This window comes from Priestia sp. FSL H7-0729 (assembly GCF_038005685.1).
Classification (GTDB): Bacteria; Bacillota; Bacilli; order Paenibacillales; family Paenibacillaceae; genus Paenibacillus.
Genome location: NZ_JBBOTQ010000005.1, coordinates 267648 through 284574, shown reverse-complemented (window position 1 = coordinate 284574; position 16927 = coordinate 267648). Strand labels below are relative to the sequence as shown.

Here is a 16927-nt window from a genome sequence, read left to right as displayed (position 1 = left end):
CATCACACACGAAACGATAAAGGGGATCTGGAAACATTGAAAAAGAGAACTCAATGGCTCACCATTCTGTCGATGACCGCCATTCTTAGCATAGGAGCAACCAGCTATACATCCATGATTCATGCCGCTGACGTAACTAAACCTAATAACGAACACGTTGTACTGCGTACAGCCATCCAAAATATGCAGGGTACGGTCACATGGAACGGTAGCAGTCGCAGTGTCGATATCCAGATCGCAGATACTAAAGTACAACTTCCTATAGGAACGCCCTCAGCTACTATCAACGGTGTAAAAACTCCTTTGGACAGTAAAAGTTACATCACCAAAGGTACAACGTATGTATCTCCCCAAACGCTTAAATTAATTACGGACCAACTAATCCTCAAACAAAATAAAACCGGTTTTGAACAGACCTCATCGTTTCAGATGCCCGGTGGCAAAGCAGAAATATCAGCCTCTACGCCAGATGGACAGCGCCTGCTCGTAACCGAAGCGGACAATGGCAGCATTTCCGTACTGGATATTGCTGACCTGAAAAACATCAACGTATTGAAAACAGTCAGTTTCCATGATCTCTCCTCCAAAGCTGAAGTTACCAGTGTAACGGTGTCCAAAGATGGCAAATACGGTCTGGCTGTTATTCGTACAGGGGATACGGACAGTGAAGCAAACAAAGGATTGCTTGCCATTGTGGATCTGACAACCTACAAAACTGTAAAAACATATGAACTCGGTATTGGTCCTGACTCGATTGCACTGTCACCTGACGGTCTGAATGCGGTGATCGCCATAGAGGACGAAGAACTGAATAAAGCTGCCGATGAAATTGACTATGCCAATACCAAACGTCCGGGTAGCATTATGGTTGTATCTTTTGCTGACGGAAATGTATTGGAGGGCGAAATCACCAACTTGCCAGTATCTCTGGACAATGTAGAAGGTGCCATCTATCCGCATGATCCACAACCGGAGTATGTTGCTATTAGCCCGGACAGCAAAACAGCAGCCATCACGTTACAGGAAAACAATGTTGTTGCCATCGTAGATTTGGAGACCAAAAAGATCAGCTCCATCTTCGCTCTCGGTACCACCTCACACCAAGCGGATCTGAAAGATGACGGGATTGTTCAGTTTAAAGAAACATTGACAGCTCGTTATGAACCGGATGGAATTGCTTTCTCGGCAGATGGTAAATACCTGCTGACAGCGAATGAAGGAGACTTGGGCAAGAATGAATTTGAGGATGGTGTAAAAGCGGGCGGACGCAATATTGCTGTGTGGGATCTGCAAGGCAAGCGGATGTACGATAGCCAGAATCTCATTGACGAGGCAACCGCTATGGTTGGCTTGTATCCAGATGATCGCAGTCCCAACAAAGGCAGTGAAGTAGAGAATCTCACTGTTGCTACTGTTGACGGAAAAACATACGCCGCCGTAGCTTCCGAACGAGCAGATACCATTCTGTTCTTCGATCTTGCTGATCCGGTCAATCCGGAATACCTGGGCCTGATCCCTACAGCAGGAGAGTCACCAGAAGGAATTCATCGTGTTAACGGCCGTAGCCTGTTTGTGAGTGCAGATGAAAGCACCGGAACACTTAGTTTTTTTGCCAAGAAATAGATCGAGTGCCCATGTCAGACAAAGAATGAAATGAATACTTCGTTTATATTGAGTAGGAAGGGGTGACGAACCCCTGTCCTCTCAAATATTCTCTGCTGGTCTAGCATTACCTACTGCTCACCTTTTTAAATAGGACAACAGCAACAAGGACAGCTATACTTACAGCGGCAAAGCCCACCCAATTCAAATATAGGACAGAGGTCTGACTTATAACAAACCCACCTAATCCAGATCCCAATGCAAAACCAAACTGGATAAACGATGTATTTACACTAAGGGCAATGTCCGGATTTCGAGGCGACAGCGTAACCAGATATAGTTGCTGGGCCGGGGAAATACTCCACGTTGCTAACATGAAAATCATCAATATCAAGATTAATACTACGGTATTGACTCCCGCTAGCGCAAATAACAGCAGGGTCGTCCCTTGTAACAAGAGGCCCAAAAAAATGGTGAATTTCGATCCCTTTGTATCTGCCAATTGGCCCCCCAATTTCGAACCAACAAAGCTGCAAACCCCCGCCAGAAAGAGTACTCCGCTTATTTCCGTCATAGAGAGAGAAGATGTCATCTGCAAAAACGGCGTAATATACGTGAACAGTGCAGCGTATCCTCCAATATAAAATAACGTAACAACTAAAGCCATCAGAATAGTTGGATTTTTAAGAATAGAAAGCTGCATGCTGAGTGTAATCTTTTCTTCTTCTTTGATTGCTGGAATCTTTTTATAGATAACAAGTAATGGAAACAGAATTAATGCACCCACGAATACAAACAGAACTCTCCATCCGAACATCTCACTAAAAAATGTACCCAGAGGAACACCAAGCACTAGCGAACTACTAAGCCCCATTAGAATGATGCCGATAGCATTACCTCTCTTTTCCTTCTCAACAAGTCTTGTAGCTATGGCCATAGCTACAACGGTAGCAATTCCTCCGCTAGTGCCTTGAATAATTCGTATCCATATTACCGTTTCATAAGTAAGATCTGCAAACATAAGTCCGTTGCTGGCAATAAACACACCAAGCGTGGTCAGCAGCAACTTCTTACGATCCATATTTATCGTGAGTGTAATCAAAACAGGAGCGATAATCGCCGCTGCAAGGGCAAATACTGTCACCAGTAATCCAGCTTCAGAAGTGGTTACTCCCAGGTCCACAGCGATTATTTCAATGACTCCTGTAATAATATATTCAATCGTCCCGATCAGAAAAACAGCCAGTGCCAGGACGTAGATGATTCCTTTATTTCTCATTTGACTCTACTCCACCTTTTTCAATGATCTATTCTGTATGGGTATCTGTATTTCGATGAATTGGGCATCTTGTGCTGGGGATAACGGTAAATAGAGTTCTCTGCCCAATTCGTTTTCCTTGATCTGATAGTTATTGCTCTCTATCCATTTCGCCAAATGAGCACAGGCGGCAACATCAAACTCGGAACTCGAATGAAAAGCCATGGCGGCCATCATCGGTTCAGGAGGAAGAGTCCTCAGCTGAAATGGATCTGGAGATACTTGCATCTCACCCGTTAAGAAGTATCCGACTTCAAACTCAAACTCATCCTCTTTTCCTTCGATATCTTTCCATAAAACAACCTGAGGTCCTTGGATGAGCTGGCGAATTTTCGTTGTTATTAACAGATCGAATTGACGAAATAACGCTGGAATGTCATCTTCTCTGCCAATGGCTTTTTGAAACAGAAATGATTGAGCAGGTTCAGCTTTGATGCGGATCTCTTGGCCTGTTTCGATTTGTCCCTCTTTTTCGATAAGATGCATGCGTTCCTCAATCCTGGCGAGTTTGGCTTGTTCCGTATCTATAATCTGCTGGATTTCACTTCTTTTCAGCTTAAACATGCCTTGAATATTCTCGAGCGTAATATCTTCCTGAAGGAGCTGAGTGATCTGGGGCAATGTAAAACCTAACTCCTTATACATCAAAATTCGGTTAAGCTCAAAAAGCTGATCTGCGGCATAGTATCGATATCCTGTATTGTGATCTACCTTTCTCGGCTTGAGTATGCCGATCTGGTCGTAATAACGCAGTGTTTTCAAGGAAACCTTGCTTAATCTGGAAAACGCACTGATTTTGAACAAAACATCATCTCCAATCCATAACATAATCCGAGTATACAGCTTCCAGTGTAGGGTAAAGTCAAGCGTATTTCTAACACATATTAATAAATCACAACAAAAAGAGGACATGAGATTATCTCCTGCCCTCTTCCTCATCATATTATGCTATATCGCATTGGATTTCATTATTCCCAGAAGAAACGGCCCGCGAACACTTTTTCCGTCAACAGTTTGTATGTTTCTTCAGGCAATTCTTTTTTCATTTTCGCCATAACGGCGTCTTTGCCTTGATTATATTGTGTGGACATGCCAATCTCTGGCGTTGTGTTGCTTGCATCCAGACGCATGATCGGGGCTTGAGCATCTTTCGTCCAAGGTGTCCACGCCGCCAGTTCAGGGGATCCGCCCGTACCTGGATTGCCTGTGTACAGGAACTGTTTCAGGTATGCTGCCATCGCGGTGGACAACTCATCACGTCCTGGTTTGTTCGTCTCGCTAAAGTACCCCTCAGGGAAATAAGCAGCAATGCCGTCCGCGTGTCCCGTATAGAAGTCCATATCCGCACCATGAGGTGCGCCAAGTAATGTGAGCAGACGCTCAGAGATGACGCCAGCTTGTGTGCCCCATGCAAAACGATACGCATATACCGGCGGCTGACCTGCTTCACTCGTCAATTGTTCCGCTACACGCTCTGCATTAAAGCCTGCATAAGCTTCGCTACCATATTTCAGAGCAGCCGCATATTGCTCCGCCTTGGTTTTATCGGTAAACAGGGTGCCATCCGCAATGGATGGAGCGAAGTTCGGATCACCGAAGGCAAATCCGGAGAACTCCGTTTCCAGGCTGCCCAGCAATACAGGAACTTTCGTGTAATTACCGCTCTGGATGGCGTCAAAACCTTCTTTTGGTATCACGGTGCCGTCCTGGAACAGATGCGGGAATGGTTCCATACGAATCGCGGTTGCACCAAACGCTGTGACCAGCTTGTCCGCAGGCAGTGCACGCAGGTAGCTCTCAAGTTCTGCCGGAGTTTGCTTGCTTATCCACGTTTTTGCCTCTTCTGCATTAGCCGCTTTCCCTTCTTGTACGAGCAGCTTCACGAGTACATCCTCGGATTTTTGCTCGCCTTCTTCCGGGGCAGCTGTCGTCAATCCTCCGCTGAAAGCAACTGCTTTTTGATACAGTCCTTTGCCAAGTGGAGAGATCAGGGTTGCCAGCACATCGCGTGCACCAGCAGATTGTCCGGCTAATGTAACATTTCCTGTATCTCCGCCAAACCCTTCGATATTATCCTGTACCCACTCCAGTGCACGGAATGCGTCAAGCAGACCATAGTTACCGGAGTCATCCAGGGCATTGCCGGTTTTCAGCGCTGCATTCTCGAAGAATCCAAGGGCTCCCAGACGGTAGTTCACCGAGATGATGATACTGTTGGTGCTACGTGCAAGCTGTTCACCTTGAAAATCTTTGCCTGATCCGGTCATATTCCCACCGCCGTGCAGGAATACCATCACCGGAAGTTTGGAACTGGTTGTGTCAGGACGCCAGATATTGAGATACAACGAATCCTCGCTGCCTACCGTATTTTTACCGGAGATCTGCAAGCTGTTCGCAGCAAATTCCTTAGCCGATCTGGTTCCTGTCCATGCCTCCGGTTCTTGTGGGGCTTTCCAGCGCAGTTCACCTACCGGAGGTGCCGCATAAGGAACACCGAGCCAGCCGAGTGTGCCATATTGCTCATAGGTTCTGCCATCAATCGCACCATACTTGGTCTGTTGCACCGTTTGTGGTTTGAATGCTCCAGCTTCCTTATGTTTTAACCAACTTTGCTCCAAGGTCCCACTGCCATTTTTGAGTTGCACTTGCAAAGCCTGTGCGGTTGCCTCCGCCATCAGGCGATTGGTAAGTTCACTCGCACCCTTCCCTTGAAGTGCATTGATTCCTTTACCAGTTGCATAAGTGGAAGCCGCTCCCTGCTCATAATCCGTACCCGCTTCATATCCAAGTACCTTCAGCAGCATTCCGGCATAACCTTCCGCTGTAACTGGTGCATTAGGTTCAAACTTTTCCGTTCCTGTTACGATCTCAGCCACATATGGATGCTGCTTCAAATAACCAACAACCGGTTGCAATACTTTGCCTGCCTGAGCGGCATCGTCATACGTTTCCGTCCCCTGATAAGCGAGTGCTTCTTTCTCAAGTCCAGACAAACGCAGGTAAAGTACTGCCGCCTGAATCCGTGTAGCTTTTTTGTTCAGATATGCCGCATTAACACCTTGGCCATTACCACGAATAAGCTCGGATTGGATCAGCCTGTCCATCGCTGCTGAAGTAGAAGATGCTGTATTGCCTGCTGCATATGCCGGTATACCGGCGACACATAATCCCAAAATTGTTGCTACGGCGATCGAACGTTTAATCGTTTTCATGTTATAAATCTCCTCGCTGTCTAATAGTGTGTGGGATTTCAGAAAAATTAAATCTACTGCGCTCCTTTCTGCTCGAAATATCTGCTCCGGCGCTTGCGGCCATGCCATCAGGCATTTTTTTATATAAAAAAACCTGAACCGAAGGCAAACAGACATCGCTTTAGCGTGGTCTACTGCCCTCAATTCAGGTTTTGCCTGCAATCAGTAACAACCCTGAGGAATGAGGCTCATTCCATATGAAAATGTAAACGCAATCAATCGTTTGATGAACAAAGAACCAACGAATGAACTGACACAGGTATTGCCCTTAACGGTTACAATCCTGTTGTTATGGTGATGTTAGCACAGAATGTAAGCGTTCGCAATATATTTTTATAAAATCGTCCTCATAAGGATTACTGACAGGGTAACATTAGAAAAACTCATTCTCAACTCTTCATCCGAAGCCAGTACCTCTTCATTTCGGGGTGATGATGTGCAGATCCGAACTTGATCGCTCGTTATTAATCGTAAATTTTACATATAGTTAACCCATTTCATACGTTATTTTAGCAATTGTTGTATACACTTGGTTTGGGATACCAACTATACATATTTTCTAGGAGGATGCATTCATGTTAAACCGTTTTAATGTCCGTGCAGCCAAAATGATGCTCGCGGTGACAACAATTGTTACGGCTACACTCGGAGGAAGCAGTGCAGCGTGGGCTGTGGAAAACAATACCTCAACGACATCTGCATCACCGATTAAAAATGTGATTATTCTCATTCCCGACGGCATGGCTAACGACGCCACTGCTCTGGCTCGTTGGTATAAGGGCTCGTCCCTGACGCTGGACTCCATGGCAAGCGGCATGGTTCGTACACACTCCGCTGATGCCCCGATTGCGGACTCGGCTCCAGCAGGAACCGCTTTTGCCACAGGGTATAAATCTCATACCGGATTTGTTGGTGTACTGCCGGACAAGGCTACAATGCCTGGACAGAAGGCTATTGCACCTGGAGACGCAAGAAAACCGGTCGCTTCTGTACTCGAAGCTTCGAAACTCGCCGGTAAAGCGACCGGGATTATAGCCACATCCGAGATTATGCACGCCACACCAGCGGACTTCTCCGCTCATTACCCTGACCGTAAAAACTATGATGCACTCAGTAAACAACAAGTCTACAATGGCATGGATGTTGTGTTGGGTGGAGGCAGCAAATACCTTGAGCCTGCGGGACGCAAAGACGGCGAGAATCTGGTTTCGTCCATCAAAGCACTGGGTTACGATTACGTCACTACACCGGATACAATGAAAGCATCCGATTCGAACAAGCTGTGGGGTATGTTCGCGCCAGCGGGCATGGCTTATAATATGGACCGTGATCCTGCGAAGCAGCCAAGTCTTGCTGAGATGACATCCAAAGCCATTGAGGTTCTGTCCAAAGACGAAGACGGCTTCTTCCTGATGGTTGAGGGCAGCAAAGTGGACTGGGCAGCTCATGCCAATGATCCGATTGGTATTATCAGTGATGTGCTGGCATTTGATGATGCCGTAAAAGTAGCCATGGATTTTGCCAAAGCCGATGGAGAAACTGCTGTTGTGGCTGTTACGGACCATGGTAATGGTGGACTCACGATTGGTAACAACGCAACTAGCGGCACGTACGATAAAGAGCCGTTGTCCACATTTATCGGACCTTTGAAAAAAGCCAAGCTGACAGGTGAGGGTGTTGAAGCGAAGCTGAATGCCAAGCGTACGAACATCAAAGCAGTGATGAAACAATACTATGGCATTACCGATCTGACTTCCGAAGAAATTGCAACCATTAAAGCGGCCGAACCAGGTAGCCTTAACTATGCAATTGGCCCAATGATCAGCAAACGTGCAGGGATCGGTTGGACAACTGGTGGGCATACAGGTGGAGATGTCGTGTTGTACACCTATGCTCCGAACAATGATCGTCCATTCGGTGTGATCGACAACACGGATGTCGCTAAATATATGGCTCGTGTATTGGATCTGGATCTCGACAGCGTGAGCAAACAATTGTTTGTACCTGCTAAGCAGGCATTTACAGCCAAAGGCGCGACGTACAAGCTGGACCTGACCGACGCCAAAAATCCGAAGATCCTGGTTACCAAAGGCAACACCAAACTGGAACTGCAAATCTACAAAAATATTGCACTGGTGAACGGCAAAAAGACAGCCTTGGAAGGTGTCATTGTTTACAACGGTGTAGAAGCCTTTGTTCCACAAATGGCTGTTGATCTGATTCAATAATGCGTTAGAACTTATAGAGCGACTGGAGATTACTTCCCTTAGCTGCCGAATATTTCGGCAGCTATTTTTTTGTTTTCTAATCAGCAGTAGGTCCCCGTTCCGGCTTATCGTATAATGGACGTAATGTTGAGAAATAGGATATAAAAGGAGAGATTCACCCATGTTGATCAAATTAAACTGGATTACGTTGAGGGTCAGTAATTTGGAAGCTTCGCTCGGGTTCTATCACGACATGCTCGGACTTCCCATTCAGCGCAGATTCGAGAGCCGTGGACGGCAGATTGCCATGCTGGGCATGGAGAATGAAGCCAAGCTGGAACTAATTGAGGGCAGTGAATCCATTCTTAAACCAGAGGCCGGCGTGTCGATCGGATATGAGGTGAACTCGCTGGATGAAGCCATGGAACGACTGACAGAACTGAATATTCCGATTGTACGTGGCCCCATCCAGCCCAATCCGCATCTACGGTTTATTTACATTACAGATCCAGATGGCTTCGAGGTGCAACTCGCAGAGCATGTCTAATTAGGCGAGTGTGAAATGAGTGTGCGTATGTCTGTTTACAGCTTCATGCGGCGCATCAGCGGCACACCTATGCGATTCAACAACCGATCAAGCAGCAGCCAGCACCAGCGTCTGCCCCATGGAAGATGACGCTCATACACAGCCGAATACTCGAAATCTGCCACAGCACCACGATTGCGCTTGAACTGCGCCGCCCCGGCGCTCTCATGTAAAAGATGGCCGTTCTCGCGAGCCTGTCCGATCAGACAAGCCGACAACATGCGGTATAGTCCGACGGACTGAGACACCGCCGTGTCGTAACCAAACAGCGGCGTTGTCATGATTCCATTACGGCAGAAATAACCCATCACCGCATCCAAGCGTCCCTCCTTTCGCAGTCCATAGATCCTGAGTGTTCCTGATGCCATCGCAGCAGCAATGAAACGCTCTGTAAATTGCGGATTGTGATAGGAGTATTTTTCAAGGTATAACAGCTTGTACAACTCCGCGATTCGCGGAATATCGGCATCCGTCATATCTGTTGCGGATACGCATTCGTATCCATACTTGGCCAATAATTCGAAATCCCGCTTCAACAGCCAGCGCGATTTCGAGTTGCCAAAATTCGGATCATGCGCTCCGTACAGATAGATCTGTCGGCTCGGAATCAGTCGACACCCCGCTTCTGTTAGCTTCGTCATCAGATCAGGATGAAGTCCCGGACACAAGGAGCGAAATACAATGACATGCTCAGGGTATCGATCTTGAACCGCTGCAAGCAAACATTCTGCCTGTTCACCAGACATGGCTGGATACAGATTGGTGGACAACAACCAGTTGTTCACATGTACGACTTTGTTAATCTGCGATTGCTTCATTCCCCAACCGATTAGACTGAGCAGCGCAGAAAGACTTTTTTCCAACACGGGCTTCTGCAACATGGTCAATTCCTGCTTGGCGTAACTCACATAATGCGTATATGGCGAACAGACATAAGCATTATCATACTCTGTATCATTCACCGTCAGTGGAAGTACGAGATCGTCGATTCGGGCGAGCAGCACTGTGGTCTCCACGTTCGACATAAAGCGCCGGGACCCTTGCTGCATTATGGGTTCCAGATAATTTCTGGCATATCTGCCGTCCTCCGTATCGGGCCAGTCCATGTCTTTGAACGAATGCTGATCATAAAGACGCACGCGTTCAGCTGAATTATCATTCCTATGCTCATATGTACGGTCATCGTAGGCCAAGCTGTCTTTCATTTCTGTATTCTTCAACCTTTTACTCCCCCATGGGTAACATCTTCTCTTTAACGACCACTTACAGCTTCAGTGCTATCCTCTCCGGGATAATTGCTCTGCAAGCTGACGATACGCCGGTCCGTCTTCCCTCTCGTTAACTTCATCTTCATCCATCTCCATCCAATAGTCCGCATCCAACAGTTCTGCCATATCCAGTCGCGTAATGTCTGCACATTGGGGATGTTCGCATGCCGCAATCATCGGCTCAGGGCTGTCGTCCCAGTTGTATCCATTCACGATAGCATGCAGGATTATAGCTGAATCCAGTGTACGGATTACGGCAGCTGCCTTGTCTGGAGACTCCTCGTACAAAATTTCATCTACAATGTTTTGCTCCGCCGGAGTCAGGTTCAGTCTGACTGCACCTTTGGTGTTTAGCAGCATATCGGCTATATCCGGATTACGTCTAGCTGCGTTCCAGGCACTGGCCTGAATTCCAAGGGGAGCGTCCAGTTCGACGCCATGTTCAAGCAATAGCTGAATGGCTTCAATCTGCTTGAACTTCACGGCTTTTTTCAGCGCGGTATCCCCAAGCTTGTCCTCTACTTCCAAGTCCGGACCAGATTCCAGAAGACACCGGATCGCTTCAGTCGGCATACGATTTGTCAAAAAGAGCATCAGCGGTGTACGCCCACGATTATCCTGTTCGTTGATATCCAATACACCGACGGCTGCTCTGACTTGTTCCACATCTTTGGATTTGCTAATCTCCACCCAATTCATAGTTCGTTTTCCTCCATCCTCTTCATACTCTACACAACACTGTATAGGAAAAAAATGTCGGCATCAAGATATACTCCAGACGAAAAGAGCCCGTCCAGTACGCAATATACGCACCGACAGGCCCTCCACTATTAATGATTAACGTTTATTCTCAACGGAAGAAGCCTGATGATCCGAGACCAATTCATTCAGGTCCACAATGAGTTGCTCCAGTTCTCCGAAGCTCTCCACCATCTTCTGTGTCAGGTTGCGCTGTTCTTCCATGCTCGCCAGAATCTCTTCTGTCGCTGCACTGGATTGCTCTGTTACACTCGAAATCTCGGAAACTTCATTCACTACTCTGGTGGAGGATTCCTTCATTGTAGCCGAACTAATCTCAATATCTGTCGCTTGATTTAACACATGCTGAGAGTTGCTGTTGATCGTACGGAACACTTCATCTGCCGTTTGCACACTGTCTCTTCCTTGTTGTAACGATAGACGAATACGTTCGAATCGATCTGTCAGTGCCTGCGTCTGTCCTTTTAATCGCGACAAAATGGTTGAAATATCACTCGCGGATTGACCAGAGCTCTCAGCCAGCTTGCGCACTTCCTCGGATACAACGGCAAACCCGCGTCCATGCTCCCCTGCACGAGCTGCTTCAATGGCTGCATTGAGCGCGAGCAGGTTCGTCTGACTTGCGATATCCGATATGCTGTTCAGCATAAGCGTCATGGATTCACTTTCCTCGTTGAACTTTTGCATGTCATTTGCCGTTGTATTGATCGTGTCATATAGCTCTTGCATCTGGATGTTCAGCTGGTCCATCTGTACGCTTCCTGTTTGCGTGCTTGTTGCCATGCTAGCTGATAACTCTTTCATCTGCTGGGAATACAACGCAACATCCTTAATATGCTGGTCCGATACAGATAAGGATTCCGAAATTTCAGCCACACTGGTCGCCTGGAACTCCACACCCTTGGCAACCTCACTGAATCCAAGGGTCACTTCATGGGTAATGGAACCTGTTGAATCCACCTTTTGCTTCAATTGATCCGTATACCGAGACAAACCTTCGACGGATTCCTTCACACGCTCCAGCATGGTTTCCACCCTTTGTTTGGCCTGTTCAACCTCACTCTGGCGTACTTCACTTTCATGAAAGAGCCTTTGATTCAGCTGTGAGACCAGCATTAAAATGGCTCCTGTGAGAGCAAATAACCCCACATTGACAATATTACCTATGAGTTCAACAGAATCAACGGTATTCATAACAAATAACTGAAGAACACTGTTGACTAGTAGGACCGAAAATCCAACCACAAAAAATTTCTTGTTAGGAAATAAAAGCAGAACTGCCGTTATAACCAAACTTAACGCAAAGTTGACCGTTCCCCAACCAACATAAACTCCACATATGGTCAGCAATACGGTAATCAACCATGGAATGAGATAAATATGTTTCTTTTTCGCATTAGCGTATGTAATCCAAGCTACAAAGATTATAGCTACTCCATTGGAAACAAATAACTTCGGCATGATAAAAGCCAGGACCATGCCAATCGCAACGATAATCCACAGAATGATACTGATTAATTTGTTCCTTTTCCAAATAATTTCGTCCATACGATCCATGCATACCCCGTCCTTTTATGTAGGTTAAATATGAGTTGTAGGGCCTTACTGTACACATCTAGTAGTCTTTGGTCCTGCTTGTGCGCAAATCGCAAATACGCAGCGTCTTAGAATAGTACATATTAACTTCATAAATGTGAAATCAGCGCTACTTTATGTATATCGGTATTCAACATTAAAAATGAATATGAATTATAAAATGATAAATAGACATATCATTTTACATACAAAACAAAGCCTGTCTTATACGTTATGGCGTACAAGACAGGCTTTGTTGGCATAGTGCGAATGTAAGGGCAAATTATTATTTGCCGAATACCAGTGTCGTATTGGATGAGCCTGCATACTTGGTGACGAACTCACGCGCGTAGCTGGCACTCTCTACCTGATAACTGTAATTGGAGCTTGGTCTCCAGTTCGTTTTAGGTGAAGTTGGGCTATTAAGTGCTGGTGTACTACCCGAATCCGTAAACTCACCTTTTCCTTTGTCATCCAGGATGCCGCCCTTTTCAGCGCCCGCACCGAAGTAGTTGTTTTCGGAATATATCCGTGCCTTTTCACCAATGGTGATAGCCTGATTAAAGTTGTTGGCATAGTTGTTTTTGAGATGGAAGTAACCGTATCTTAGAAGTCCGGGACCACGTACAAACAAGTTTTCGAAGTAATTATTGGACATCGTCACATGAGGTACTCCATTGTAACTGCTGTTACCATCATTCGGGTGACCGAGGATGACGCCATACTTATGGTTCGCAAATTTGGAATTGCTAATCGTAATATAGTCGGCGCGATCACCAATATACAGAAGTTTGTCCAGATCACTACCGCCAGAGCTGTAGCTGTGACCCGCAAACGTCACATGATCGATCCAGTAATTGGAGCCTGAAGTGATATACATCTGGATATCATCATTGGCATTAATATTTGCTGAATGTTGGAAGGTCAGATTCTGAAAAATCACATTGCTTGAACTGCTTGTCGATCTGAAATGAATATTCGTTAATGTATGTTTGTCAAAGGAACCTACGAGTGTCTTGTTCGCTCCGAATTCAACCTTTTGTAACGTAGAGGAAGAAATATTCTGTTCAACGACGACAATCTTGGCTGTAGCGCCCGCCATATGTGTTCTCAGGTCATTGAGATTACTAACGTAAACCACCTGACCATTCTTGCCACCTGTCGTGGCTGACTTGGATACGCCATTTTCATTCTTGGCACTGCCTGCAAAACCGGTCAACCCGTTCGTACCCGTGTTCGGATAACTGGCTGCGCCAAAGGTAGAAGGAGCCGTTGAGATCGTTAACAACAATAGAGTTACAGCGAGTAAAAGCATCGAAAATTTATTCAAAATTTCACCATCCTTTATAATATTATCCTCAAAGACAAGTCGATTATATCGTGTAACTTTGGTTGTGACAATACAAAAACTGCAAAAAGACAACAAATATCACTTTTATGCAACAGCAGATCAGATATCGTGAAAAAACAAAAAAAATGAGATCAAGCCACGACTATTGCCATGACCTCATCTCACCAATACGATCCTATCTTATTTAATTTTGATCCCCAGTTCATCCTTCTTAGCTTCTTGTAAGTCATCATAGACCTTACCTGGTTTGCCATGAAGTTTTAAAATCATTGACTCTGGATTATCCAGAAAATTGCTGCTGAAAGAATACATCATTCCATCTTCCGTTCCGCTCCCACCTACCCTGGATAACTTGGTCTGCTTCCCATTACGGGAGGTCGAAATGATCTCGATAGGCAGAACGATCTCGTTGAGCGATAACCTCGTTTTGTAATCAATCTCTTGATCAGGTGCATGGGCAAATTTGACCCGAGTTACTAGCGGAGATACCTCCACCTCCGACAACAAGACCTCATAGCCTCCAAGAGTAAAAGTCCGATTAACCTTGATGATTTCCGTTTTGGGGATAGAAAACTTGGGATCCAGAGGGAAAGAAACATTCATCTTTTTGGAAAATTTATATTTTCGTTCTTTCTCCCCGTTGTCTGCATAATTCACCACATCTGGTACAACTGAGGACAACTGGAATTGTAGATTCACTTGCTCAGGCAATGGTTTGTCTCGATCTCGATCAATTGTATTTCGGCCATACACCTTATGCTTATTCTTCGAAAAATACACACCGCCTGAGCTACCGTTGTCAAGCAAGTTGCCTGTTGATGCGTCCGTCATCTTCATATTGACAGTCGAATACATTTCCTGTGAACCATCCGTTTGGGCAGTATACAATACCGTTATTTGATTCTCATCCGCCATAACTGCATTCACCGTAAACGTATATATGCCCGATGTAATCGTCTGATCTACAAATTGCACGTATCCATTATTAATCGCGGATGTTATCGTCGTTTTTTCCATATCGGTTGCCAGCTCGCGAAAGGGTTCAAGTACCCCCCAATTGGCTATAGGCTCAGTATATGTTGCCTGTTCTTGCCCGTAACTCCCAAGCGGGCCCACAAGAAACCAACCTGCAGCCAGAACCGTGACCAGCACTCCCGTAATCCATTTGATACGAACGCTCCTACCTGATCGTCTGGTTCTGGCCTTCGCGAGACCACGTTGAATTGCCGCAGTTGTGTCCGCCGGATTCCAGTGCTGTTTCGCTCTTTTCACCTGATATGCATCTGCAAGAAGTGCTTTCTCCTCCGGGTTAGTGGTCATGCCAATCCCTCCTGTTCTTCATCAACTTGCGCAACTGCTGGAGTCCCTTGTGCTGCCAGGTCTTGATTGTACCCTCTGGTTTGCCAAGGATGGAGGCGATATCCGCCAGTGTCATGTCGTTATAATATTTCAGCAATAATACATGGCGATATTTCGGTTTCACCTTTTGCAAAAGAGATTCCATCGCGATTCGATTATCATCAACGCTGATCATCCAAGAGGCTGGAATGCTGCTCTCTATGTCTTCCTTTGCCAAAGGTGTCGACCGCTTACGGCGTCTCTGTTCATCGATGCAGATATAGATCAGAATCCGAATGATCCACGACTTGAACGCCTTCTCATTGTTCAGCGTACGACGTTTGATCCAAGCCCGGCACGTCATCTCCTGCACAGCTTCCAGTGCATCTTGCCGATTACGCAGGTAACTGTAGGCAATGGACATGAGCGTATCTTGATGTTCCATAATGGATTGCACAAATACCGTCTCATCTTCGGTCTGTACATAAATCCTCTGGTTCAGCTCTGCTTTTGTTTCCACCCCGCAGCCCTCCTTCTCTCTCTTTCTTTGATATAAGACGGGTGAGTGAAGTAAACGGTTTTTACTATTTACTCGTCAAAAAAGCCCCACCATCATCATGAGGGAGCTTGATTGTTTAGCCATAGGATCACTCCTGTTCATGCAATTTCACTACTAATCAGAGTTCAAACCAGGTTAAACCGCCATCAACCTGCCTGGTTTCTAGCTCCATCTGCTGCATCCAGCTCCGGCCCTCTTCACCCCAGATATGAAACAAACAGTAGATATACGAATCCCCGTCCGCAACCTCTTCCAACCCGGATGCCTCTTCTATCCACACTTCAAGGGCTGTAGGCCAGGACGGATCTTCACGTTTCAACACAAAGCCGTTGACTTGGTGTTCCAAACTATACACTTCAGTAAATGTTAATGCACTTGCCAGATGCTTCACAACTTCGGGTAAAATCGCAGGTTCTGTTGTTCTAATCCCATATTCCCAGCCCATATGTACAACCTCCTTCAGACTTCGTTCGCTCCAGATTGTTGCTTTTGTTCGTGCATTTCCTGGATCGAACGATCCAACCACAACTCATACCAGTCCAGAAAATGCAGCCGATTCGTATTGCCCCAATACTGATCAGGATAGATTCCATTTCGGTTAGCCCGGTCATCCACCCAGATTTCTCCGTAGGAAGCTCCGTTAACGATCAGATTCATGGAAATGCCACACCCAAAATCACTGATGCGCAGCATGCCTGCAGACCATTTCGGATCAAAATATTCATGTTCCAACGCTTCCCATTCCTCTTCTTCCTTGCTGTCATCAAACCAATCATAGTTCCAGTTCCATGCTTCCGTGAATTGAAAAGGGTCCGAGATCGCATTCAGCTCATCATCATAACCAAGCACAGCGTATACACCATCATCCGGGTTCTCCAGACCATAATAAGGTCCTGCACCACTCGTACCCATATGAAGAAGCCATACCTTATAGTCCTCTGGCAACTCAATTCGCCATTTCTGTTCAAATTGAGCAATATCCTTCTGCGTCCACACAGATGCCATTTCATATTCATGGCTCTCTGCTCCGAACAGGTCCAGATGCGAGTCCAGACTTCGGAGATTGATTAACTTTTCACGCATACGTTCCAGTTGTACATTGTACATCATCTA

14 protein-coding genes are annotated in these 16927 nt (G+C 46.0%); 3 read left to right on the top strand and 11 right to left on the bottom strand.

All coding sequences use genetic code 11. The features are described 5' to 3' along the window. The first annotated feature begins 36 nt into the window (after nt 1-36). Nucleotides 37-1623, top strand: coding sequence for a choice-of-anchor I domain-containing protein (locus MHH93_RS14530; RefSeq protein ID WP_500054604.1), 1587 nt, complete (start codon nt 37-39; stop codon nt 1621-1623). A gap of 106 nt (nt 1624-1729) precedes the next feature. On the opposite strand, the gene MHH93_RS14525 is transcribed toward MHH93_RS14530, so the two are convergent. The 3 genes from MHH93_RS14525 to MHH93_RS14515 form a co-directional block, all read right to left on the bottom strand. Continuing rightward, the gene (locus MHH93_RS14525) at nt 1730-2881 is read right to left on the bottom strand and encodes an MFS transporter (protein WP_500054603.1); all 1152 of its coding nucleotides are present in this window, start codon (nt 2879-2881) and stop codon (nt 1730-1732) included. 6 nt (nt 2882-2887) lie between these two features. Then, nucleotides 2888-3724, bottom strand: a complete 837-nt coding sequence (locus tag MHH93_RS14520; RefSeq protein ID WP_500054602.1) for a MerR family transcriptional regulator — start codon at nt 3722-3724, stop codon at nt 2888-2890. Between the two features lie 164 nt (nt 3725-3888). After that, nucleotides 3889-6132: a carboxylesterase/lipase family protein gene (locus MHH93_RS14515; protein ID WP_500054601.1), complete on the bottom strand. Its 2244-nt coding sequence runs from the start codon at nt 6130-6132 to the stop codon at nt 3889-3891. A 647-nt stretch (nt 6133-6779) separates the two neighbouring features. On the opposite strand from MHH93_RS14515, the gene MHH93_RS14510 reads away from it, so the two are divergent. Further along, complete coding sequence (locus MHH93_RS14510; RefSeq protein WP_500054722.1) at nt 6780-8399, top strand: alkaline phosphatase; 1620 nt, start codon at nt 6780-6782, stop codon at nt 8397-8399. Nucleotides 8400-8559: 160 nt separating this feature from the next. Next, nucleotides 8560-8925, top strand: coding sequence for a VOC family protein (locus MHH93_RS14505; protein ID WP_500054600.1), 366 nt, complete (start codon nt 8560-8562; stop codon nt 8923-8925). Between the two features lie 35 nt (nt 8926-8960). Here the strand turns inward: MHH93_RS14505 and MHH93_RS14500 are convergent, their stop codons facing one another. The 8 genes from MHH93_RS14500 to MHH93_RS14465 all read right to left on the bottom strand — a co-directional run bounded on the left by MHH93_RS14500 (nt 8961) and on the right by MHH93_RS14465 (nt 16924). Further along, complete coding sequence (locus tag MHH93_RS14500) at nt 8961-10184, bottom strand: GNAT family N-acetyltransferase (RefSeq protein WP_500054599.1); 1224 nt, start codon at nt 10182-10184, stop codon at nt 8961-8963. A 57-nt stretch (nt 10185-10241) separates the two neighbouring features. Then, complete coding sequence (locus tag MHH93_RS14495) at nt 10242-10931, bottom strand: DUF4274 domain-containing protein (protein WP_500054598.1); 690 nt, start codon at nt 10929-10931, stop codon at nt 10242-10244. A gap of 138 nt (nt 10932-11069) precedes the next feature. Then, nucleotides 11070-12548 (bottom strand): methyl-accepting chemotaxis protein, encoded by a 1479-nt coding sequence (locus tag MHH93_RS14490; RefSeq protein WP_500054597.1) that lies wholly within the window; start codon nt 12546-12548, stop codon nt 11070-11072. 304 nt (nt 12549-12852) lie between these two features. Further along, nucleotides 12853-13896 (bottom strand): pectate lyase family protein, encoded by a 1044-nt coding sequence (locus MHH93_RS14485; protein ID WP_500054596.1) that lies wholly within the window; start codon nt 13894-13896, stop codon nt 12853-12855. 201 nt (nt 13897-14097) lie between these two features. After that, nucleotides 14098-15237: a DUF4179 domain-containing protein gene (locus MHH93_RS14480; protein ID WP_500054595.1), complete on the bottom strand. Its 1140-nt coding sequence runs from the start codon at nt 15235-15237 to the stop codon at nt 14098-14100. Next, on the bottom strand, nt 15227-15700 hold the full coding sequence (locus MHH93_RS14475; RefSeq protein WP_500054721.1) for a sigma-70 family RNA polymerase sigma factor: 474 nt from the start codon (nt 15698-15700) through the stop codon (nt 15227-15229). The genes MHH93_RS14480 and MHH93_RS14475 overlap by 11 nt, the downstream gene beginning before the upstream one ends. 232 nt (nt 15701-15932) lie before the next feature. After that, on the bottom strand, nt 15933-16259 hold the full coding sequence (locus MHH93_RS14470; protein WP_500054594.1) for a hypothetical protein: 327 nt from the start codon (nt 16257-16259) through the stop codon (nt 15933-15935). Nucleotides 16260-16273: 14 nt separating this feature from the next. After that, on the bottom strand, nt 16274-16924 hold the full coding sequence (locus MHH93_RS14465) for an SMI1/KNR4 family protein (protein WP_500054593.1): 651 nt from the start codon (nt 16922-16924) through the stop codon (nt 16274-16276). Between the last annotated feature and the right edge of the window lie 3 nt (nt 16925-16927).

Excerpts from the sequence above, each read along its gene's own strand:
- MHH93_RS14525 (WP_500054603.1), bottom strand. The coding sequence starts at position 2,881 with ATGAGAAATAAAGGAATCATCTACGTCCTGGCACTGGCTGTTTTTCTG.
- MHH93_RS14515 (WP_500054601.1), bottom strand. The coding sequence starts at position 6,132 with ATGAAAACGATTAAACGTTCGATCGCCGTAGCAACAATTTTGGGATTA.
- MHH93_RS14510 (WP_500054722.1), top strand. The coding sequence starts at position 6,780 with ATGATGCTCGCGGTGACAACAATTGTTACGGCTACACTCGGAGGAAGC.
- MHH93_RS14505 (WP_500054600.1), top strand. The coding sequence starts at position 8,560 with ATGTTGATCAAATTAAACTGGATTACGTTGAGGGTCAGTAATTTGGAA.
- MHH93_RS14495 (WP_500054598.1), bottom strand. The coding sequence starts at position 10,931 with ATGAATTGGGTGGAGATTAGCAAATCCAAAGATGTGGAACAAGTCAGA.
- MHH93_RS14490 (WP_500054597.1), bottom strand. The coding sequence starts at position 12,548 with ATGGATCGTATGGACGAAATTATTTGGAAAAGGAACAAATTAATCAGT.
- MHH93_RS14480 (WP_500054595.1), bottom strand. The coding sequence starts at position 15,237 with ATGACCACTAACCCGGAGGAGAAAGCACTTCTTGCAGATGCATATCAG.
- MHH93_RS14475 (WP_500054721.1), bottom strand. The coding sequence starts at position 15,700 with ATGGAACATCAAGATACGCTCATGTCCATTGCCTACAGTTACCTGCGT.
- MHH93_RS14470 (WP_500054594.1), bottom strand. The coding sequence starts at position 16,259 with ATGGGCTGGGAATATGGGATTAGAACAACAGAACCTGCGATTTTACCC.
- MHH93_RS14465 (WP_500054593.1), bottom strand. The coding sequence starts at position 16,924 with ATGATGTACAATGTACAACTGGAACGTATGCGTGAAAAGTTAATCAAT.